The 21,302-nt window shown below is 37.5% G+C and carries 18 protein-coding genes and 1 tRNA gene; 13 read left to right on the top strand and 6 right to left on the bottom strand.

The window, feature by feature from the left end; genetic code table 11:
- Positions 1–151 precede the first annotated feature (151 nt).
- The 13 genes from cysS to AC5YDM_RS12335 all read left to right on the top strand — a co-directional run bounded on the left by cysS (position 152) and on the right by AC5YDM_RS12335 (position 12,721).
- Complete coding sequence (cysS, locus tag AC5YDM_RS12395) at positions 152–1,573, top strand: cysteine--tRNA ligase (protein WP_496152396.1); 1,422 nt, start codon at positions 152–154, stop codon at positions 1,571–1,573.
- A gap of 62 nt (positions 1,574–1,635) precedes the next feature.
- Positions 1,636–1,711 (top strand) — tRNA-Gly (locus AC5YDM_RS12390).
- Between the two features lie 284 nt (positions 1,712–1,995).
- Positions 1,996–2,973 carry a KpsF/GutQ family sugar-phosphate isomerase gene (locus AC5YDM_RS12385; RefSeq protein WP_496152412.1) on the top strand — a complete coding sequence of 326 codons (978 nt, stop codon included), beginning with the start codon at positions 1,996–1,998 and terminating at the stop codon, positions 2,971–2,973.
- 3 nt (positions 2,974–2,976) lie between these two features.
- On the top strand, positions 2,977–3,516 hold the full coding sequence (locus tag AC5YDM_RS12380) for a KdsC family phosphatase (RefSeq protein WP_496152395.1): 540 nt from the start codon (positions 2,977–2,979) through the stop codon (positions 3,514–3,516).
- A gap of 37 nt (positions 3,517–3,553) precedes the next feature.
- Positions 3,554–4,099, top strand: a complete 546-nt coding sequence (gene lptC / locus AC5YDM_RS12375) for an LPS export ABC transporter periplasmic protein LptC (protein WP_496152394.1) — start codon at positions 3,554–3,556, stop codon at positions 4,097–4,099.
- On the top strand, positions 4,086–4,649 hold the full coding sequence (gene lptA, locus AC5YDM_RS12370) for a lipopolysaccharide transport periplasmic protein LptA (RefSeq protein ID WP_496152393.1): 564 nt from the start codon (positions 4,086–4,088) through the stop codon (positions 4,647–4,649). Before lptC ends, lptA begins: the two co-directional genes overlap by 14 nt.
- A complete protein-coding gene (gene lptB, locus AC5YDM_RS12365; protein WP_496152392.1) occupies positions 4,649–5,395 on the top strand; it encodes an LPS export ABC transporter ATP-binding protein in 747 nt (248 codons plus the stop codon). The genes lptA and lptB overlap by 1 nt, the downstream gene beginning before the upstream one ends.
- Positions 5,396–5,590: 195 nt before the next feature.
- Positions 5,591–7,075, top strand: coding sequence for a TolC family outer membrane protein (locus tag AC5YDM_RS12360; RefSeq protein WP_496152391.1), 1,485 nt, complete (start codon positions 5,591–5,593; stop codon positions 7,073–7,075).
- On the top strand, positions 7,072–9,210 hold the full coding sequence (locus tag AC5YDM_RS12355) for a type I secretion system permease/ATPase (RefSeq protein ID WP_496152390.1): 2,139 nt from the start codon (positions 7,072–7,074) through the stop codon (positions 9,208–9,210). Before AC5YDM_RS12360 ends, AC5YDM_RS12355 begins: the two co-directional genes overlap by 4 nt.
- Positions 9,207–10,394 (top strand): HlyD family type I secretion periplasmic adaptor subunit, encoded by a 1,188-nt coding sequence (locus AC5YDM_RS12350; protein WP_496152389.1) that lies wholly within the window; start codon positions 9,207–9,209, stop codon positions 10,392–10,394. The genes AC5YDM_RS12355 and AC5YDM_RS12350 overlap by 4 nt, the downstream gene beginning before the upstream one ends.
- 136 nt (positions 10,395–10,530) lie before the next feature.
- Positions 10,531–11,127, top strand: coding sequence for an IMPACT family protein (locus tag AC5YDM_RS12345; RefSeq protein ID WP_496152388.1), 597 nt, complete (start codon positions 10,531–10,533; stop codon positions 11,125–11,127).
- Complete coding sequence (locus tag AC5YDM_RS12340; RefSeq protein WP_496152387.1) at positions 11,120–11,755, top strand: acyltransferase; 636 nt, start codon at positions 11,120–11,122, stop codon at positions 11,753–11,755. The genes AC5YDM_RS12345 and AC5YDM_RS12340 overlap by 8 nt, the downstream gene beginning before the upstream one ends.
- Positions 11,756–11,878: 123 nt before the next feature.
- On the top strand, positions 11,879–12,721 hold the full coding sequence (locus AC5YDM_RS12335) for a universal stress protein (RefSeq protein ID WP_496152386.1): 843 nt from the start codon (positions 11,879–11,881) through the stop codon (positions 12,719–12,721).
- 314 nt (positions 12,722–13,035) lie between these two features.
- Here the strand turns inward: AC5YDM_RS12335 and AC5YDM_RS12330 are convergent, their stop codons facing one another.
- The 6 genes from AC5YDM_RS12330 to AC5YDM_RS12305 form a co-directional block, all read right to left on the bottom strand.
- Positions 13,036–13,701, bottom strand: coding sequence for an O-methyltransferase (locus AC5YDM_RS12330; protein ID WP_496152385.1), 666 nt, complete (start codon positions 13,699–13,701; stop codon positions 13,036–13,038).
- A gap of 184 nt (positions 13,702–13,885) precedes the next feature.
- Positions 13,886–14,605, bottom strand: a complete 720-nt coding sequence (locus AC5YDM_RS12325) for a D-Ala-D-Ala carboxypeptidase family metallohydrolase (RefSeq protein WP_496152384.1) — start codon at positions 14,603–14,605, stop codon at positions 13,886–13,888.
- 130 nt (positions 14,606–14,735) lie between these two features.
- Positions 14,736–15,059, bottom strand: a complete 324-nt coding sequence (fdxA, locus tag AC5YDM_RS12320) for a ferredoxin FdxA (protein ID WP_496152383.1) — start codon at positions 15,057–15,059, stop codon at positions 14,736–14,738.
- 629 nt (positions 15,060–15,688) lie between these two features.
- A complete protein-coding gene (mutS, locus tag AC5YDM_RS12315; RefSeq protein WP_496152382.1) occupies positions 15,689–18,310 on the bottom strand; it encodes a DNA mismatch repair protein MutS in 2,622 nt (873 codons plus the stop codon).
- A gap of 238 nt (positions 18,311–18,548) precedes the next feature.
- On the bottom strand, positions 18,549–19,019 hold the full coding sequence (locus AC5YDM_RS12310; protein WP_496152381.1) for a hypothetical protein: 471 nt from the start codon (positions 19,017–19,019) through the stop codon (positions 18,549–18,551).
- A 188-nt stretch (positions 19,020–19,207) separates the two neighbouring features.
- On the bottom strand, positions 19,208–21,217 hold the full coding sequence (locus AC5YDM_RS12305) for a lipase family alpha/beta hydrolase (RefSeq protein ID WP_496152380.1): 2,010 nt from the start codon (positions 21,215–21,217) through the stop codon (positions 19,208–19,210).
- Positions 21,218–21,302 lie beyond the last annotated feature (85 nt).

Genomic DNA, 21,302 nt, shown 5'->3' with positions numbered 1-21,302 from the left:
TTAAAGATATAGGTACTGAAAGTAGCTAAGAGAGAAGGATTAAAAGCATAGAGAGCTTTTGTCGTATTGATAAAAATTTTCCTGAAAACTTTATGAATAATAGTGCTTAGGTTAAGATGAGCCATCTTTGTATTTAGCATTTAGAAAACCTATGCAGCCTTTTGTTCTTTACAACTCAGAGCAACGTAAAAAAGTAGAATTCGTTCCCCGCAAAGAAGGACATATCGATATGTATGTCTGTGGTATGACAGTCTATGATTATTGTCATATTGGGCATGCGCGTGTCATGGTTGCATTTGACTACATTATTCGTTTTCTACGTAGTCAAGGATGGAATGTTAAGTACGTTCGTAACATTACGGATATTGATGACAAAATTATCAAGCGTGCCAATGAGAATGGTGAATCCATTACGCAATTGACCGATCGTTTCATCGATGCAATGAATACTGATGCAGAAAGTCTAGGTTGTGTGCATCCAGACGAAGCACCGCGTGCGACAGACTATATTGATCAAATGCAAAATATGATTGGTAATCTGGTTGATAAATGCACAGCTTATCCATCTGCAAATGGTGATGTATATTTTGAAGTAGAAAAATTTGCAAAATATGGTCGTTTGTCAGGTCGTAAGTTAGAAGACATGCAAGCAGGTGCTTCAGAACGTGTAGATGTAGAAGTTGAGAAAAAGCATCCATTTGATTTCGTGCTTTGGAAACATGCAAAAGAGAATGAACCTGCATGGGCTTCGCCATGGGGTAATGGTCGTCCGGGTTGGCATATTGAATGTTCTGCAATGTCAACTTGTTGCTTAGGTAATCATTTTGATATTCATGGTGGTGGTTCAGATTTAACGTTCCCACATCATGAGAATGAAATTGCACAATCGGAAGCATCAACAGGTGAACAATATGTGAATTATTGGATGCATGTGGGATTCATCAATGTTGATGGCGAGAAAATGTCTAAATCATTAGGCAATTTTTTCACGATTCGTGATGTGATGGAAAAGTTCCATCCAGAAGTGATTCGCTACTTTATTGTGTCTTCACACTACCGTAGTCCTGTGAATTTTTCTGATGCTGCATTAAAAGAAGCTAAAAATACCTTATCGCGTTTTTATCATTCGTTTAAAGCGTATCAACAAAGCTATGGTGTTGAAGTTACAGCGGTACCTGATGAAGTTTTTGTTGAGCGTTTCAATGCTGCGATGCGTGATGATTTCAATACTTCTGAAGCAATTGCTGTATTGTTTGAAATTAACAAAGCATTAAATACGTCTGTTAAAGATGAGAATGCTGAACAAGCTGCGGTTTACTATGCAACTTTACGTCATTTGACAGATATTTTGGGTTTAGTTCAGCATAATGTAGATGACTTCCTAAAGTCAGATATTGGACAGGAAGCTTTAGGATTAACAGCTGAGCAAATCGAGGATTTAATCCAACAACGTGTTGATGCCAAAAAAGCGAAAGAATTTGCACGGGCAGATGAAATTCGCCAATCTTTACTTGATCAAGGTGTGGTCTTGGAAGACACGCGTCAAGGTACGATTTGGCGTCGTGCTGATTAAATAAGCAAATGATTGAATAGGTAGTTGACACTGAGGTGGAATTCTCTATAATTCACCTCATTGCGGGAATAGCTCAGTTGGTAGAGCATAACCTTGCCAAGGTTGGGGTCGGGAGTTCGAGTCTCCTTTCCCGCTCCAGAATACGAAAAAGTCCTCATCATACGGTGAGGACTTTTTTTATGTGCAGGTTTTATGCGCACAATAAAATAAGTCCTAAAATTTTAAATGATTAAAGTGAAGCGTTAATTTTTCATGGAGATAACTCAGTCAAATTGAGTATTTGTAATCTAAGCTGTAGTTTTGTGAAAAATATAAGTTTTTGATCATTCAAATTCGACAGATATGATAAAATTCTAAAACAGATATATTTGCATCAGATCGTTCAGTTCTGAGTAAAGGTTAAGAAATTGAATTCAGAAAATATGCCTAATCAAATTGATTTCCAAAAAGTTGCGATTGAAACATTAGCAATTGAACAGAAAGCATTAGAGGTTCTTTCAGGTGAAATTGATGAGCGCTTCACTCAAGCATGTGAAATCATTTTGCAATGTAGAGGGCGTTTAGTCATTACAGGTATGGGGAAATCAGGGCATATTGGTCGTAAGATGGCGGCTACTTTTGCTTCAACTGGCACACCTTCATTTTTCATGCATCCGGGTGAAGCAGGTCATGGCGACTTGGGGATGATTGTTCGTGGTGATGTGCTGATTGCAATTTCGAACTCAGGTAAGAGTGATGAAATTATGATGTTGATGCCACTGATCAAGCATTTGGGTGTACCTTTAATCACAATCTCAGGTGATGATAAAGGACCAATGCCTCAAAATGCTGATGTCGCATTAACATTGGGTAATATTCAAGAAGCATGTCCATTGGGATTAGCACCAACTTCGAGTACCACTGCAACTTTAGCATTAGGTGATGCATTGGCAGTGGCATTGTTAGATGCGCGTGGTTTTACAGCAAATGATTTTGCAATGTCTCATCCTGCTGGGGCTTTAGGAAAACGCCTTTTGCTTCATGTAAAACATTTGATGCATACAGGTGAAGAATTACCTAAAGTTTCGCCAGATACACCAATGAATAAAGTCTTATACGAAATCTCTAATAAACGTCTAGGTTTAACCACAATTGTCGATGATAATGATGTCTTACTCGGTATTTTCACAGATGGTGACTTGCGTCGACTAATTGATAAACAACAAGGTTTCGATGTCAATTTAGCCGTGTCTGATGTGATGATTCGTAGTCCAATGACCATCTCTGAAGATGCGAAAGCGGTTGCGGCACTTGAACAGATGAATGAGAAAAAGATTAATCAATTTGTTGTAGTGAATGAAATCAATCAAGTGATTGGTGTAATTGGTATGCATGATTTAATTCAGGCTGGGGTAAATTAAGTAATGGCATCATATGTTTTGTTAGAACAAGCACGTCATGTTGAAGCTTTGGTTTTAGATGTAGATGGTATTTTGAGTGATGGATTTGTAACCTTAACAAATTCTGGTGATGAAATTAAATCATTCGATATTCGTGATGGTTTAGGTATGAAGTTGGTTCAACAAGCCGGAATTAAAGTTATTATTATTACTGGTCGTAAGAGTAATATTGTTGAAAAACGCATGACTGATCTCGGTGTTGACTTGGTTTACCAAGGTCGTGAAGATAAAGGCGTTGCATTGAAAGAAGCGTGCGCGCAGTTTGGTATTTCACCTGAAGATTGTTTGTATATGGGGGATGACTGGCCTGATTTATCAGCATTTGCAATTGCTGGAATGAAAGTCACTGTACCAAATGGACATGTTGAAGTTAGACGTCGTGCAGATCTTGTTACTCAAGCATACGGTGGTCGTGGCGCAGTTCGTGAAATTTGCGATATGCTTTTAACCTCTAAAGGTGTTTATCAAGAATTACTTGAAAAATACGCAGCCGTACCGCATTAATGTCTTAGTGTGACATATTCAATAAAGTTGATGATTTATGGATACTCGAGTCTTATATGTCACAGCAGTACTGATTGCTGCAATAAGCGGTGGTTACTACTACTACGGTGGTAAAGGCAATAAATTAGATGTGGCTTCAGCGCAGTCTATGACTTATTCGGCGAAGGGTGTTCATTTATTGCAAACCAATGAACAAGGTCATTTGTATGTTAAAGCAACTGTGGATGATCTTCAGCAAGATATGAAAAATCAGTCTTCGCAATTGAATAATCTTAATGCATCAATTTACAATGCTGGGAAGGTTGACTCTACTTTTTATGCAAAAAAAGTACAGGGTTATGATGACAATAAAAAAGTTATCCTTTCACAAGATGTAAAAGCAACTCAGTTTGGTCCTCAAGGTGAGATTGTATTTAATACGGATGAGTTGACAGCTTATCCAGATTCGCGAACGCTTGAGACTAAAAATCAAGTGATTGTTGATGCGCCAAATGGTCAGTTTATTAGTCAAGGTTTACAAGCGGATTTGACAACAGGGCAATACGAATTCTTTAATATTCGAGGAAAATATGCACCAAATTAAACAACACTCTTGGATTTTATCTAATTTTAAAAACACGGTCCTTGGAGTGGGATTAAGTGCATTGTCAGTCTTTGCCTATGCATTGCCAAGCGATCGTAATCAACCACTTTCGTTATTGGCAGATCGTGCGACATATAATGATAAAACGGGAATTACCACTTACACAGGTAATGTTGTGATTGAGCAAGGAACGATGAAAATCAATGCTGCATCAATTGTGGCTAGTTTAAATTCGAATAAACAAGTGAGTACGATTACTGCAACAGGTAGTCCTGCAAAGTTTCAACAGCAACTTGAAACCAATCGTGGTATTGCACGCGGAGAAGCACAGAAAATTGTATATAACGCTGAAACAGGTATTTTAAATTTATCTGGTAATGCTTATCTATATCAGGATGGTGCGAGTATCCGTGGTAATACATTGAAATACAGCATGAATAAAGGCGACATTGAAGTTTCAGGTGGTTCGGGTGCAACAGGTTCTAAAGGGCGTGTTCAAATCATCATTCCACCATCAGCTTCAAAAGGTTCTCCTGGAGTGCGCGATTAATGCAAGCTCCAGTAAATCAAGTGCAAACACTGAAGATCAAGCACCTTGCTAAGGTATATAGCAAGCGTTGGGTGGTGAAAGATGTCTCTTTTGAGATGCAAAGTGGTCAAATTGTTGGTCTATTAGGACCCAATGGTGCAGGTAAAACAACCAGTTTCTATATGGTTGTTGGACTGGTACAAATGGATAAAGGTGAAATCCATCTCGATGATCTAGATATCTCTGATTTGGCAATGCATGAACGTGCACGTCAAGGGATTGGATATTTACCTCAAGAAGCCTCTATTTTTAGAAAACTGACGATTTCTGACAATATTATGGCGATCTTGGAAACGCGTAAAGATCTGAACAAACAACAGCGCCAACAACGTTTAAAAGAGTTGTTAGAGGATTTTAAAATCACCCATATTAAAGATTCACTGGGAATGAGTGTTTCTGGTGGAGAGCGTCGTCGTGCTGAAATAGCACGTGCTCTGGCTGCTGATCCAAAGTTTATGTTACTTGATGAACCTTTTGCTGGTGTCGATCCGATTTCCGTTGGGGATATTAAGGATATTATTCGGAATCTAAAAGATCGTGGTATTGGGGTTCTGATTACAGATCATAACGTGCGTGAAACCTTGGAGATTTGTGAACATGCCTATATCGTTAGCGAAGGTGCTGTGATTGCTGAAGGAACACCAGATGAAGTGCTCGCGGATGAAACCGTGAGAAAAGTATATTTAGGTGAAGATTTTACGGTATAAATCAGGATAAACACTTATAAAATATCTTGTTTTATAAGTGTTTACATTGTAAATTACCAAAATAAGGCTTCAAAGCCATAATGGGTTTAGAAATATTATAATAGTATGTAGAATAAGCCAGCTTATGTGACGCTCATCTCAAAATAATTTAAAATGAGAAAAAATGTGGAAAAAAACAGCTTAAAACGGCATAGAATGTTGAAATTAACGGTGGTCTTGTTAAGTCTACATTCGTTAGAAGCTCAGGCAGAACAATCCAAAGTTAATTTTCAATCTGTAAAAGACAATGTTCAGAACCTTTTTACACCTAAATCTTCTGAAGATTTTCGTAAAGTTCAGCTGAATGAGTTGAGTAAATTTGAATATGATCCAGCTCAAGTTCAAAATTTACCTTTGATTTCAAGTGGTTCTCAAGGCATTGGATCTTCAAGTAGAAAAATTACAGGTTCTAAGTTATCACTATTTGATGCTGTACAAATTGCAGTATCACGACATCCTGAAATTTCCCAAAGTATTTCTGCACTTGCTTCTCAAAATGCTAATATTGATGTGGCTAAAGCAGGTTACTATCCTCAATTAAGTGCTGGAATTTCTACAGGTGATATGACCAGTGGTGATCAGCGTGGTCGTCAGTTAATCAATCTTAATGCAACTCAAATGCTTTATGATTTCGGCAAAGTTAAAAGTGCTGTAACCACACAAGAAGCCCGTTTAATGGCTTCTCAAGCAGAAGTTTTGGTTGCTATAGATCAAATCGCACTTCAAGTTGCCAATGCGATTGTCAATATTAGACGCTATGAAGAAGTGACTCGCATTGCGCAGGAGCAGATTCGTGGTATATCGCGTATTGCTGAAATCGCAAATTTGCGTGCTAAGGCTGGTATTAGTAGTCAAGCCGATCCAATTCAAGCGCAATCGTATTTAGAAGCGGCTCAATCGAATTTAATTGTGCAAGAAACACAATTGAATTTATATAAACAGCGTTTAAAAACGCTATTAGGTTCTGATATAGCAGGCATCAAATTTGATATTCCTGAAAGTTTGATTTCTCGATCAAATATTTATAGTGATCCTGAATTTAATAAAATTCCTTCAATGATGCTGGCTAAAGCACAAGTCGATGTTGCTGCTTCAGAGAAGAAACAAACGAATTTAACGCGTTATCCTACGATTAGTGTTCGTGGTGGTGTCAATAGAGCCATCAATGGTGTCAATCCAAACAATAATAAAGATGATGGAACGGATAGCTCTATTATGCTTGAAGCTACCAGTAATTTTTATCAAGGTGGTGCAGTAGCTTCGCAAACGCGTTCAGCAAGTTATGCTGAAGAGGCTGCTAAAGCTCGTGTGAATGCAACTTATTTGCAAACGATTGATAATATTCGATTAGCTCAAGAACAAATTGAAAATAAACAAAGACAAATGAAAACATTGGTTGCCCAACAGGCGACATCAGTGAGAACCAAAGAGTTGTATCAAGAACAATATAAATTGAGTACGCGTACAGCAGTTGATTTATTAAATGCTGAACAAGCTATTCATAGTGCAAACACACAAATAGAATCCGCACGTTATGACATATACGACAATTTAGTGCAGTACGTTTCTGCCGCAGGTAAATCCCGAGATGTCTATCAGCTTAATAACCTTTCCATTCAAGGGGTAGAGATACAACCATGAATACAAGAATAAATTATCAACCATGGTTACAGGGTGTTTTGACTGTAGCAAAGCATTACCGTATTGAAACTTCTGCTGAAAGAATACGCTTAGAGCTTAATTGGAATCAAAATCAGAGTATCGATGATGTTTTAGCATTAATGACTCGCCAAGTCGGTTTACACCTTCGTAAAGTTGAATTTACCTCAGATCTCTTAAATCCGTGGCGTTTGCCCGTTTTAGTTGGATTTAAGGACGGTCAAGTTGGTGTCATTGATAAAGCTGATGCCACTGGAAAGGTCAGTGTTCAATTGAGTGGTGATGAAGGTTTAGCGCAAACATTTAGCGCTGAAATGCTATCCCAGCTGATCGACCGAGTGTATGTACTTCGTCCTGAAACCTCAGTACCTGATGCACGAATTGATGAATATATTAAACCTTATGAAAAAAGTTGGTTCTGGGAAATTGTTTTAAAAGACTGGAAACGCTATATCGATATTATGTTTGCCTCAATGTTGGCAAATATTTTGGCTTTAGCTACGATTGTTTTCTCCATGAACGTTTATGACCGTGTGATTCCAGCCCAATCTATTCCTACATTGTGGGTGTTAGCAGGTGGTGTGTTGCTAGCGGCAATTTTCGAATTTGCGCTCAAATACTCACGTTTAATTTTGTCAGATATGATTGGTAAACGTGCTGATTTGCGTATTTCAGACAAAGTTTTTGGTCATGCACTCCGAATTAAAAATAGTGAACGTTCAAAATCTACAGGAACATTTATTTCTCAAGTTCGTGAGCTTGAAGGTGTTCGAGAGTTGGTTACTTCAACCACGATAACGGCTTTCGCTGATTTACCTTTCTTCTTCTTATTCCTAGGAATCTTCTGGCTCATTGGTGGCAATTTATTCTGGGTAATCTTAGTGGTTGTTCCATTGATGATTATTCCTGGATTATTGGTTCAGAAGAAGCTTGCTGCACTTGCACAAGAGGGTATGCGCGAATCTTCGATTCGTAATGCGATATTGGTCGAAGCTGTTCAAGGTATTGAAGATATTAAACTTTTACGTGCTGAATCGCGTTTCCAAAACCAATGGAATCACATGAATGATGTTTCTGCAACGGTAAGCATGAAACAACGAAAAATTGTAGGTGTATTGAGTTTGTGGACTCAAAAACTCCAAGGTCTGACATTTGCAATTGTAGTTTTAGTGGGTTGTTTCGCGGTAATGAAAGGCGATATGACCACAGGTGCGTTGGTTGCTTGTTCAATTTTATCTTCGCGTATGTTGGCACCAATTGCGCAAATTACAGGTGTACTCGGTCGCTATCAACAAGCCAAAACAGCCAAACAAGGGCTTGACGAGTTGATGAAAAAACCAGTCGATCATCCAGAGCGCCAACAACTTATTCAACGTCAAGTTCTGAATGGTCAATATGAGTTAAGCGGTGTTGTCTTTAAATATGGCGAAGATGACCCTAAACCAAGTGTGATTATTCCTAAGTTAGTGATTAATCCTGGTGAAAAGATTGCGATTCTTGGGCGTAACGGTGCAGGTAAATCTACAATTTTACAATTGCTTTCAGGCATGCAGACCGCTACTCAAGGTAAGGTAAAACTGGATGATATTGATATCACGTTACTTGATCCGTCTGACGTTCGTCGTGACGTAGGTCTTTTGAACCAAAATGCACATCTATTTTTTGGTACAGTGCGTGAAAACTTAACACTGGGTGCTCCACTTGCAACAGACAATGATTTAATTAAAGCATTAACGGTTACAGGTGCGATCAACTTCATTCAAGAAAAGAAAGAAGGTTTAGATCATATTATCCTTGAAGGTGGTGTTGGTTTCTCTGGTGGTCAGCGTCAAGCTCTTTTGCTTTCTCGACTGTTAATTTGTCAGCCAAATATTTTACTTTTGGATGAACCAACAGCTGCCATTGATGATGTTTCAGAAAAACAATTGATTGATCATATGAAAGTTTGGTTGGGTCACCGTACTATGGTTGTTGCTACACACCGTCGTGCAGTTTTAGAGTTGGTGGATCGTATCATTGTAGTGAACGAAGGTCGTGTCGTTATGGATGGACCACGTGATCAGATTTTAAATAATAATATGCAAGCACAAGGTTCAAATTCGGGGGCTAGATCATGAGCGAAGAATTAAAAAATGAACGTTCACTGAAAGTTTCTCAGCTTGAACCACCACTTCCAAAGGTCAGTATTACCATTTGGATCGTAGGTATTGGCTTACTGGTACTACTTATTTGGGCAAGCTTATTCAAATTGGAAGAAGTTTCTCAAGGTACAGGTAAGGTTGTCCCGACATCGAAAGAACAGGTTATTCAGTCACTTGAAGGTGGTATTTTAACCAAGCTTGATGTGAAAGAAGGTGACATTGTCGAAAAAGGTCAAACTTTAGCGCAATTAGATCCGACACGTTTTGCATCTAATGTAGGGGAGTCGACGTCGCTTTTAACAGCATCTCAAGCAACTGTGGCGCGTTTACGTGCTGAAGTAAATGGTACGGCTTTAGCATTTCCAGAACCTGTTTTAAAAGATCCAAAATTGGTTCAGGAAGAGACTCAGCTTTATCAATCTCGTCGTGCGAATATGGAAGAGTCAATTTCAGGTTTGAAAGAAGCACTTGCATTGGTTCAACAAGAACTTCGTATGACAGAGCCATTGGTTGCTAAAGGTGCTGCCAGTGAAGTTGAGGTTCTACGTTTAAAACGCTCTGCAAATGATTTGCAAAACCAAATGAATGATGTAAGAAACCAGTATTATGTTCAGGCGCGTGAAGAATTGTCTAAAGCCAATACTGATGTTGAAACACAACAACAAGTGGTTCTAGGTAAGTCTGACAGTCTAAATCGTACAATTTTCAAAGCACCTGTTCGTGGTGTAGTGAAAGAAATTGATGTCATGACATTGGGTGGTGTAATTCCACAAAATGGTAAATTGATGACAATCGTACCGCTGGATGAGCAGTTATTGATTGAAGCACGTATTTCTCCACGAGATATTGCTTTTATCCATCCTGGTCAAGAGGCTTTAGTCAAAATCACAGCATATGACTATTCTATTTATGGTGGACTAAAAGGCAAGGTTACTGTGATTTCACCAGATACCTTACGTGATGAAGTAAAACAAGATCAGTTCTACTATCGTGTTTATATCCGTACTGATACAGATAAATTGTATAACAAAGCTGGTAAAGCTTTTGCGATTACACCGGGTATGGTGTCATCTGTAGACATCAAAACAGGTTCTAAAACGATTATTGAATACTTGTTAAAACCATTCAATAAAGCCAAAGAAGCCTTACGTGAACGTTAGAATTTAACGATCTTTAATCTTTTTTATGAAAATTTAAGCCCAAACCTCAGTTGTTTGGGCTTTTTTATTGAATCTTAAAATATCCAGATTCAAAGCAGTTATAATGTCAATATGTTCCATTGTTTAACTTTATAAAATGCCTTTTACCCTTGAAAATGAAATTTATTTTGAAGAAGACATCAAAAAAAGTCGTTTTCAAGCTATCGCAGCTCCCGTTGAAAATGAGCAAGCAGCCAAAGATTTTTTAGAGCTACACAAAGATATTTCCACAACTCATCAATGTTGGGCATGGAAAGTGGGACATACGGTTCGATTTAATGATGATGGTGAGCCATCAGGAACTGCGGGTAGACCGATACTGGCAGTGATTGAGGGGAATGATTTGACCAATGTGATCGTACTGGTTAATCGTTGGTACGGTGGGGTTAAGCTGGGTACAGGCGGATTAGTTCGAGCATATGGTGGCTGTGCTGGGCAGTGTTTAATTCAAGCTGAGAAGATCGAATTAATTGAAAAAAAAATAGTACGATTCAAATGTCTATTTAATGAGTGGTCGATTTTTCAATATGAATTAAAGCATCAAAATATTGAATTTCAGGAAGCTTATACCAGTGAAGGCGTTGAAGTGACTGCTAAATTACAAATTCATCAAATTTCAGGCTTAGAATTAAAAATACAAGATGTAACTCGTGGACGAGAACAGTTAAAGATCGAGGAACACGTGAATGACTGATCGTAATATTCAAACAGAGGATACTCGGTTACTTAAATACCGTGAACAACATAAGCATCGTTTAAACTATATGCCATGGTTGTATTGGAGCTTGAAGCCGAAAAATCGAGGCTGGGCTGATCAATGGCAAAAAGAATATCAAGCCTATTTAATGGATATGGAAACAGTTGAAATTGGTACAAATAGCTTTATTTCACCCTTAGCGCATATTTTTGCAGAACCGGGTCGAAAAATTATCATTGGTGATAATACTTTTATCGCAGCAGATTGTACTTTGCATGGTCCATTAGAAATAGGAAGTGAAGTCGCCATTAATCATCACTGTATTTTAGACGGTGGTCGAGTTGGGATCAAAATTCATGATCAAGCCAGATTGGCAGCCTATTGTCATCTATATGCTTTTGATCATGGTATGCAAGCTGATCAATCTATTTACAAACAACCCGTTCGTTCGCAAGGGATAGAAATTGGGAAAGACGTATGGTTAGGCGCACATGTGGGCGTTAAAGATGGTGTTCGCATTGGTGATCATGCTGTGATTGGTATGAACAGTATGGTGACCAAAGACGTCAATATGAATGAAATCGTGGCTGGTAATCCTGCGAAGTTCATTCGTTTAAGAGATTGAACCTTAAAAATATAAAATTAATATTATGATTTAAAAAGAATTACACAAAATAGCTTAATTCGCTGAAAACTTATGCTAAGTTAAAATGAATACAAAAATGACGTATCGTTGTAGGGAGGCACTATGAATCGTGTAATTGCATGTATCGACTCATCCCCATGTATCAATGCTGTAGCGGACGCAGCAGCTTGGGTGGCGCAGCAAACGCAGAGAGAGTTGGTTCTCCTACAAGTTCTAGATTATTACCCTGCAAGTTATCACCTTGGTGAAATTAGTGGGGTGATTGGTTTTGAAAGTAATGCGATGTTACTTAAGGAGCTGGCTGAACTAGAACAAAAGCAAAGTGAATTAGCTTTAGATTATAGTAATAATTTATTAGGGCATATTTCAGAACTTATTCAAGAAAAATACGGGATTAAAGCCACTCAAATCCAAGAGAAAGGTGATTTTTTAGAACAGAGTTTTCATGTATTAAATGAGCAAGATATTGTCTTGATTGGTCGTGTGGGTGAGCGCTCGGCTGAAAAGCAAAAAAGTATTGGTAGTAATGTTGAAAACTTTATTCGCGGTGCAAAATGTACTGTGATGACAGTAGGGGAAACCTTCAAGCCACCAACACGCTTTATTTTTGCCTATGAAGATTCACCTACTTGTAAAGATATGATGAAGCGAGTCGCTAAAAGTGATTTGTTGAAACAATTACAATGTCATTTACTTTATGTGGGAGATCATCCAGAAGTACTGGAAATTCCGACAGAGTTCTTACATAACGCAGGTTTGAATGTCGTTGTTGAATATCGCTATGGTGATGTCGCTGAAAATATTTTAGATTATCAAAATGAACATCAGATTCAATTGATTGTTTTGGGGGCCTATAGTCGCAGTAAAGTTCGTCAGTTCTTCCTTGGTAGTATTACGACGAATATTTTTAGGAACTCACCTGTGCCATTGTTGGTGGCAAAATAGAACTATAAATGGCACTAATTATTTAGCTCATTTGGATGGTTTTATTGCTTGAATAGTGAATCTTCAATTTGGACTGAAAACTCTTTCTTTGAAGGATAATCTTGAAATGAGCATGTTGATTAATTTGTGTTCTAATTTTATTTATCTATAAAAAACATATATTTATAATTTTATTACAACTTTATCCACAGATATGCTCACAGTATTCGGGGATAACTTGATGGTAAAATATGAATAAAATTACATTAAAAAGCCACTGATGACAGTGGCTTGTTTACGATTAAAATAAATGACTTTAATACGGCTATATATTTTTATTTAACAATCGCAATGGCAAAACCATCATGGCCTTTGCTACCAATGGTTTGTAGGGCAGTGCTAGAGAGTAAACGCGGGTGATTTTGCATCAAACGATACATTTCACGAATGCCTTCAATGCTTGGTTTTACATTGTTCGGATCTAAAATATCACCTGCACGGATCACGTTATCTAGAACAATAATGGTGCCTGAATGTGAGAATTGTAAACTGAGTTCAAGATATTCTGGGTAGCTTTGTTTGTCGGCATCAATGAAAATAAAATCAAAGGGTTCAAAATCTTGTGGAAGTGAACGTAAAATATCAGCTGCACGACCTACTTTAAGTTCGATCTTTTGAGGGAGTTGAGCATTATCAATGTTTTCTTGCCCAAGTGCAGCATGTGTGTCACGACCTTCGATTGTTAGAATATAACCATCTTCAGGTAATGCACGAGCCAGCCACATAGTGCTATATGCAGCAAAAGTTCCGAGCTCAAGAACACGCTTGCATTTATTCATTTGAATCAACATTTGCAGCAACATACCTTGATTCGCTGCAACAGCCAAATGGTCAGGAAAACCTTTGTCCGCAGTATTTTTTAAAGTCTGCGTTAAAATGGGATCTTCTGGAATTAAGTGTGACTCGATATAAGCATCGATATCTGACCATGTTTGTTGCATTGTTGATTACCTGATTTGCGATATGTGCATTGTAGTCGATTAAATTCTGAGTGCAATTTTTGTAAGACTTACTGCATGATTATTGAGCTGTAGTTATATACTTTTTATGAAGTTATAAATCTTAAGATGGATATATTTTAAAAATAAAAAAAGAGGTCTAGAGACCTCTTTTTTCTAGCTAAATCTAGAAATGGCAAAGAGAGGTATTTCGGGTTAAATCGGGTCCCCAAGTACGATAACCTTGAGTATCAATATGAATTTGACCAGAAGAATACAAACCCAGTCCCATATTTAAGCTTTGACCATGATTTTGCCAAAATTGACATAATTTGAATTTTGAATTTTCAATAAATGCATAATCGCCTGGTTGTGGATATTCAGGTCCGATTCTGAAATCAATTGCTGAATTATACAAATGACGCGAAGAACTCGCTCCACCAGCGCATTGATTTAACGGTAAATCTCGATAAACCGATGTCACTTCAAATTCAGTCAGTACTTTTGACGCAACTAAGTATTTGAATACTTTTAGGGTAGGAAGCTGATTCGCCCAAATTTCACGGCTAGGTACCATATACTCTGATTTACCACATTTCTGCCAATCTCGTGCAGATTTGAGTAATTCAAAACTTGGAACTATATTGCCTACATCATGACTTTCAAGGAATCTTTCATATTCGCGTACACGTGATTGATTATCACCTTGTATAAGCCATGAACTATAAGATTGAGGCATTATTTTAGGTTTTACAGGTCGGTCTAAAAATATTTTTTCTTGTGGAATATAAATACGCTGACCATTCTGCGTAAGTATTGTTTTGCCTTTTTTAGGAGAAGATGTACATCCGATGAGCATCAGTGAAATCATACTGAGACTTACGAATCCCTTCAAGATTTGTTTCATTATATGTATTTACTGAGTTTAACTAAGCATCTAGTTTAGTCTAAATTTGAGGATGAATTTGGCATAAATTGCAAAAAAATGTACCATTTCGGTATAAAAAAAGACCAGCTAAAGCTGATCTTTTTAAAACTTATTTTTCTAAAAGTTGTAACTTGTTCGGTTTACCGTTCCACTCTTCACGATCTTCTGGTTGATCGCCAATCTGAGTGATGTTTGGCCATTTTTCAGCAAGTTCAGCATTGAGTTCAATGAAGACTTCTTGACCTTCTGGAAGTTCATCTTCGGAGAAAATTGCATTTGCAGGGCACTCTGGTTCACACAAAGCACAGTCAATACATTCATCTGGGTTGATGACAAGAAAGTTTGGACCTTCATAGAAACAGTCAACAGGACATACTTCCACACAGTCTTGGTACTTACATTTAATACAATTTTCAGTGACAACGAAGGTCATGGCGTCAGCTACCTAAAAAATATGGTTCTAATATCGAATGCTGTATTTTAGGGAAATTGCGACAAACTAACAATTCCTTTTATTGATATTTAATATAGAAGAACCTGCTAAATCAATTTTATTTATACAAATGTGACTAAAATGAGGTGAAATTGATAATACAGATCATCTACAGTACAGTTCATAGACGTACTTATGATAATTCTTTATCGTTTGATGGTACGTAAAAATGATTAGAGAATGAAATGCATGAACGCTAAGAACAGAGGAGCAGGGTTTCAATGGAACATTCGATAGATTGGGATTTATAGGCTTGATCGGATAAATATATTGGAAGCGTGTTCTTAGTGAATTAAGTTGCTATGCAGATTAATGGATTTAATTTGCAAAAAATGTTCTTTGAAATCCTTAATCCTGATTAGGTCCTTATTTTGTCAAAGCATGATATTAAGATCGTATTTCAAAAATGAGATTGAAAAACCTAAGCCAATGATCTAAGCGATCAGTTGATCATTGGCCTAATAAATATAAGAACTTTGAAATAAAAGGTCAAAGTTAATTATCCAAAGCTATTCAAAGCAAAAAATGAAATACAGTGCTTTTAATTCAAAATAAACTTTGTAATGAAATTAAGCTTTTAATAACTGCTTCAGTTGATAAAGTTGCTCCAGTGCCTGACGCGGAGTTAAATCGTCAAGATCTAAATCCTTTAAAGCATCGAGAGCAGGTGATGATTTTTCAACTTCGATGACTTTCTCTATCACTTCTGGTTCTTGCAAATTTGAGAATAGATCGTTTTGAACGACTTGAGGCTGTTGTTCTTTCTCTAAAATACGGAGACGATGCTGTGCATCTTTAATCACACTTTCAGGAATGCCTGCTAGTTTAGCCACTTGTAGACCATGACTTTGACTTGCTGGTCCATGTTGAACTTTGTGTAATAAAATCAACTGACCATTAATTTCTTTAGCAGTCACATGATAGTTTTCAATACAGGGTTCTTTACTGAGTTCAGTCAATTCAAAGTAATGCGTTGCAAATAAGCACAAGCATTGAATACGTTTAGTTAAATCAAGCACACATGCCCAAGCAAGTGATAGTCCATCGTAGGTACTTGTGCCACGACCTACTTCATCCATCAGTACAAGCGATTGATTGGTTGCGTGATGAAGGATTTGAGAGGTTTCTGTCATTTCCACCATAAAGGTCGATTTTCCAGATGATAGGTCATCCGCAGAACCAATACGGGTAAAGATACGATCAATTGGACCTAATTTTGCAGCCTTGGCAGGGACATAACTGCCACAATAAGCCAATAAACTAATCAGTGCCGTTTGTCGCATGAAAGTCGATTTACCGCCCATATTTGGACCTGTGATAATCGACATACGATGGTTAAAATCGAGCTGAGTATCATTAGGTGTATAAGGTGTCTTAATCAGCGATTCGACCACAGGGTGGCGACCAGCCTGAATTTGGATGCCAATTTCTGGGCTGAATTCTGGACGATTCCAGCTATACAAACGCGCTTGGTGAGCAAAATTACTTAATAAATCAATTTGTGCGATTGCAGCACTCATCATTTGTAAATTGCCAATATCTTGTCTGAGTTCATCGAGAAGCATTTCAAATAATGCCTTTTCACGTGCCAACGCACGTGACTCACTGGATAAAACTTTATCTTCGAATGATTTTAGCTCAGGTGTGATATAGCGTTCGGCATTTTTCAGTGTTTGTCTGCGAATATAGGAATCAGGAGCTTGCTCTGCTTGAGCACGGGTTAATTCAATATAATAGCCACTCACGCGGTTATAACCGATTTTGAGCGTATTAATTCCTGTATTTTCACGTTCTCTGATTTCAAGATCAATGAGGAATTGTCCTGCATGATCTCGGATCTGACGAAGCTCATCTAGCTCACTATCAAAACCTTCAGCAATGACATTTCCATCGCGTAGTAAAACAGGAGGATTTTCAACAATGGCATTCATTAATCGTAAATGCAGACCATTAAAATCACCGAGTTCATCATTGAGTTGTTGAATGAGTGTAGATTGATTTTGAGAAACAATAGGCTGTATGGCATTACGTAAAAAAGGAATTTGCGCACAGGCTTGGCGAAGTTGAACTAAGTCTCGTGGACGAGCACTGCCTAAAGCAATTCGACTCAATACGCGTTCAATATCACTGATTTCTTTTAGAATTAATCGAACAGGTGCTTCATGATAACCTTTAAGTAGTACTTCAATCGCATCTAAACGCTGATCAAGTAAAGCAGTATCGCGCAATGGCTGCATTAAGGTACGTGCTAATAAGCGCCCGCCCATTGCTGTTTGACAGTCATTGACTAAATTGAAAAGTGAAGTGCCGTGTTCAAATAAAGGATCGATGATTTCTAAATTTCGTCGAGTGACTGGATCAAGTGCAATAAAATCACTACTTTGTTCTAATTTAATCGAACGAATGTGGGGAAGTGCTGTTTTTTGCGTTTCTTTTGCATAATGAATCAGCGCTGCTGCAGCGACTTTGGCAAGTGGAAGTTCATCAATTCCGAAGCCAGAAAGTGTCGATACTCCCAACTGATCACATAGCGTTTTTTGGGCATTATTTAAATTAAAGTCCACGTTTGGTCTTTTGGTGATAGGACATTCAATAAGTGATTTAATCTGTTCAAGTAAGGCTTGATCTTGAATGTCTTCATTCAGCACCAATTCACTTGGCATCAGTCGAGCAAGCTCAAGAGGTAATTGTTCAGCTTTAAATTCTTGTTGTTGTACTTTAAATATACCTGCACTTAAATCAAGCAGAGCAATACCAATTTGATTTTGATGAATCGCAATTGAAACTAAATTTGAACTTTGGTGTGCATTTAGCAAAGCATCATCTGTCAGTGTCCCTGGCGTAATGATTCTGACCACACCACGTTCTACAGGTCCTTTACCCGTTACTTCACCAATTTGTTCACAGATAACGACAGTTTCGCCTTTTTTAACTAAGCGCGCTAAATAACCTTCAGCTGCATGGTAAGGCACACCTGCCATCGGGATTGGATTGCCATTGGCTTTACCACGATGGGTCAGGGTAATACCGAGTAATTTTGCTGCTTTGTGGGCATCATCAAAAAATAACTCATAAAAATCTCCCATTCGATAAAACATTAGCGAATGAGGGTGTTGGGCTTTTACGGACATGTACTGCTGCATCATAGGGGTCAGCGTAGAAAAGTCAGTCATGTTTTCCATAAAGCTCATAAAGTTAAGATCCTAATATGATGATGTTATTTTAAAGATAAATAGCCTAAGTTAAACTACGCATATTTAAAAATATGATAAGCATCGATTCTATCAAAAACTTAAAAAAAACGATAATTGCATCCTTGATTTTTTAGTAAAAATGGCAATAGTTAAAAGTGATCAGGCACTATTTATACAATCCGAGATCACTTATAAATGTAGAGGAATAAAATAACAAAGTTATAAAATTTATGATTTAACCTGAAATAAAACCTAAAATTTTGGCTTGTTGGTTAAGACTGGCGAGTATACCTATAAAATAAACCATAACAAATGCAAAACCGATTACGCAGATGGCTAGATATCTTAGAGTAAATAAAAATACATTAAGTGTTGAATGGCTCATTAGTAGTTGAGTCAGTTTTAGAGTCGATTTTTGTTGATCGCTAGGCGGTAATTTTGTTGAATCTAAACACTCAACACATCGTATTAAATATTTTCTAAAATCATGGTATAGAACGGTAACATTACTTAAAGCCAAGTATGCAGACCAAAGCAACATGGTATATCCAAGAAAGTTCAAAACCCAGTATTGATAAAGAGATAGATCGGCTTTGGTATCAGCACGATATAAGATTAGTAGTGCAAATCCTCCAACAAGGAGTAGGGCTGCAATATTACGAGCAAAAGCTAATAATCGTTCATTAAAATCATTATCGAAAAACATGTTATATCCTTAATTGTGGTTAGATATTTAAATATATTTGTTTAAATAATCTAAACAATAGTAAGGGGAAGGGACTACGACATAAAATGTCGTAGTCCCTTCTTAGGAGGAGCAGTTTTATAGTTAATTTGTAGAGTACACAGAGCAATGTACCTTAGGAGTATGTTTCTTTCATACTTATCTAAAGATTAAGGCTTATATAAACCCTGTTCAGTTAAATGAAGTCTCAAAATGCGACGTAATTCCAAAACCGCTTCTGGAGTTTCTTGAATTGAATGTCCACCTTTAATGATGAGTTCGGAAGCAGCACCTTTTAAATGTGCACTTTCATAAGGCACGATTCCATCATTCATGACTTTAGGATCTTTACTATCGGTGATATTACCCATCACACTATGGAAAATGATTTTATCAGTAGGCACCACATTTTCAGTCAGTTCAGTAAATTTAGAACTATGACTGAGGTCACTTGGACCATTCTGAATTAAACCATGACCTAAATCTTTCACAAAATCTTTAACATTGACATTTCGTTCAGTCAAGCTGTCGGCAAAAGCACCTAAAAAAGCACCTGGAAGTTTGATAATTCTACGCGCAGCTTTGGTAAACCAGCGGTCAGCAAAAGCAGTTCCTTTATGCGGAGATGCGATGAAAATTGCACGATCAAAGTTGGTAATGGGATTAATTTGTAAACGTGATTTAAACAAAGGTTCATTTTTGAATCTTTGAATTTGTTGAGATTTAAACAAAGCTAAAGCAGGCTGAGTTAAGTCCGCTTGACTGACTAATAATCTAGAAATAATTCCGCCCATACTATGTCCAATGAGTACAGCATTTTTAGCAGAGGGTGAATTCTGATCTAGCGTTGCAAAGGATTGTCGGATCAACGCGTCAATTTGAAAATGGCTTTCTAAAATCGGCATATTAGTCGAATAGAAAACTTGCCAGACTTGGTAGTGTTCACGAAGAACTTGATCTCCCATGATATCATTGGTCAAACGAATCCATGCTTCAGGGCTACTCGCCAAACCATGAACAAGAACAATGATTTTCTTATTTGGATTATAAGGTTCTAATTTAAACAGTTGTGGCATGGTAATGCTGTTATCACGGTCAATTAAACTGAGGTAAGCTGCTGCGCCAAGTTTATTTTCCGCAAGCCACAATCCATACGGTGCAGAGAAATTCGCAGCTAAAGGGTATGAGTTATTGCCAATTTTAAGCTTCTCAACACTATAAGGATCGAAAATATTGAGCTGAAAATTTGGATTGTATAAAATATCGTCAACTGTATTGCTGACTTGGGGTTGAGCAGTAATCGTGACTGATAAATAACGAGGCTCATGAATATTGGGATTGACCCCATTTTTATATTGGTGATTCATTGGATCAACAAGATATTTCCCGACATCATCATTACTCGGTGCAGGAAGTGTGGCAACGAATTCTGCACCGAAACCATCGCGACGGTTGGTCGATCTTAAACCTGAAAAGTTGAAATTATAGCTCGACATTAAACTATCGAGTTTGGTATTGGCGATTTGGGGATAGTCGCTGTAATTGACTTTATAAATACTTTTCCCGACTTTTATTTCTCTAGGTACGCGTTCTTGTGTATAGCGTAAGCCATAATTGGTAATGAGTTTAGCGAGTGCTTGGTTGTAAAAATCTCGGATTTGTACTTGGCGGTTATCAAATAAACGCTCACTCGGATGGCGTTTGGTTTTAAATAAATAGGCATAGCTGTATCGAATACTTTGATCAAGTAATAACAATTGCTGATCTAGGCATTCATTATAGGTTTTTTGATGCGCTGCCTTTTTTTCTTCAGATTGATACTTATTTATTAAGCCCATTGAGCATTCTGACTTATTGCTCAATGCTAAGGCTTTAGTTAAGTATGCTTCGCTAGCTGTCGAGAGAAGCTGTTCGTCTTGAATTTGAGGAATCTTTTTAAGTTCAGTTGTACATTTTTCTGGATCATCTGTACAAATATCTGCTTCACCACCGGTCATGGATAAAACATTGAGGCTCGCTTCACTCATTTTTTTACGTGTTAAAATGCTGTCACGTTCATTGGCAATCGAGACATTGAGTGCTTGATTTTTCACACTGACGACTTGGCAGCCACTCATGAAAAGCGGGATGCTGGCAAGGAGGACAATGAATTTTTTGTTGTTGATTCTACGATTTATCACGTTATTGATTAGCATCGTCGTCGTTGAATAAATAAGTCATTTAAAATCATACGTGAAATTTTTGAAATTAAAAATGACCATTCAA

Source organism: Acinetobacter sp. CY81, assembly GCF_059515925.1.
This window is presented reverse-complemented; position numbering and strand designations above follow the sequence as displayed.

Excerpts from the sequence above, each read along its gene's own strand:
- cysS (WP_496152396.1), top strand. The coding sequence starts at position 152 with ATGCAGCCTTTTGTTCTTTACAACTCAGAGCAACGTAAAAAAGTAGAA.
- AC5YDM_RS12385 (WP_496152412.1), top strand. The coding sequence starts at position 1,996 with ATGCCTAATCAAATTGATTTCCAAAAAGTTGCGATTGAAACATTAGCA.
- AC5YDM_RS12380 (WP_496152395.1), top strand. The coding sequence starts at position 2,977 with ATGGCATCATATGTTTTGTTAGAACAAGCACGTCATGTTGAAGCTTTG.
- lptC (WP_496152394.1), top strand. The coding sequence starts at position 3,554 with ATGGATACTCGAGTCTTATATGTCACAGCAGTACTGATTGCTGCAATA.
- lptA (WP_496152393.1), top strand. The coding sequence starts at position 4,086 with ATGCACCAAATTAAACAACACTCTTGGATTTTATCTAATTTTAAAAAC.
- lptB (WP_496152392.1), top strand. The coding sequence starts at position 4,649 with ATGCAAGCTCCAGTAAATCAAGTGCAAACACTGAAGATCAAGCACCTT.
- AC5YDM_RS12360 (WP_496152391.1), top strand. The coding sequence starts at position 5,591 with ATGTTGAAATTAACGGTGGTCTTGTTAAGTCTACATTCGTTAGAAGCT.
- AC5YDM_RS12355 (WP_496152390.1), top strand. The coding sequence starts at position 7,072 with ATGAATACAAGAATAAATTATCAACCATGGTTACAGGGTGTTTTGACT.
- AC5YDM_RS12350 (WP_496152389.1), top strand. The coding sequence starts at position 9,207 with ATGAGCGAAGAATTAAAAAATGAACGTTCACTGAAAGTTTCTCAGCTT.
- AC5YDM_RS12345 (WP_496152388.1), top strand. The coding sequence starts at position 10,531 with ATGCCTTTTACCCTTGAAAATGAAATTTATTTTGAAGAAGACATCAAA.
- AC5YDM_RS12340 (WP_496152387.1), top strand. The coding sequence starts at position 11,120 with ATGACTGATCGTAATATTCAAACAGAGGATACTCGGTTACTTAAATAC.
- AC5YDM_RS12335 (WP_496152386.1), top strand. The coding sequence starts at position 11,879 with ATGAATCGTGTAATTGCATGTATCGACTCATCCCCATGTATCAATGCT.
- AC5YDM_RS12330 (WP_496152385.1), bottom strand. The coding sequence starts at position 13,701 with ATGCAACAAACATGGTCAGATATCGATGCTTATATCGAGTCACACTTA.
- AC5YDM_RS12325 (WP_496152384.1), bottom strand. The coding sequence starts at position 14,605 with ATGAAACAAATCTTGAAGGGATTCGTAAGTCTCAGTATGATTTCACTG.
- fdxA (WP_496152383.1), bottom strand. The coding sequence starts at position 15,059 with ATGACCTTCGTTGTCACTGAAAATTGTATTAAATGTAAGTACCAAGAC.
- mutS (WP_496152382.1), bottom strand. The coding sequence starts at position 18,310 with ATGAGCTTTATGGAAAACATGACTGACTTTTCTACGCTGACCCCTATG.
- AC5YDM_RS12310 (WP_496152381.1), bottom strand. The coding sequence starts at position 19,019 with ATGTTTTTCGATAATGATTTTAATGAACGATTATTAGCTTTTGCTCGT.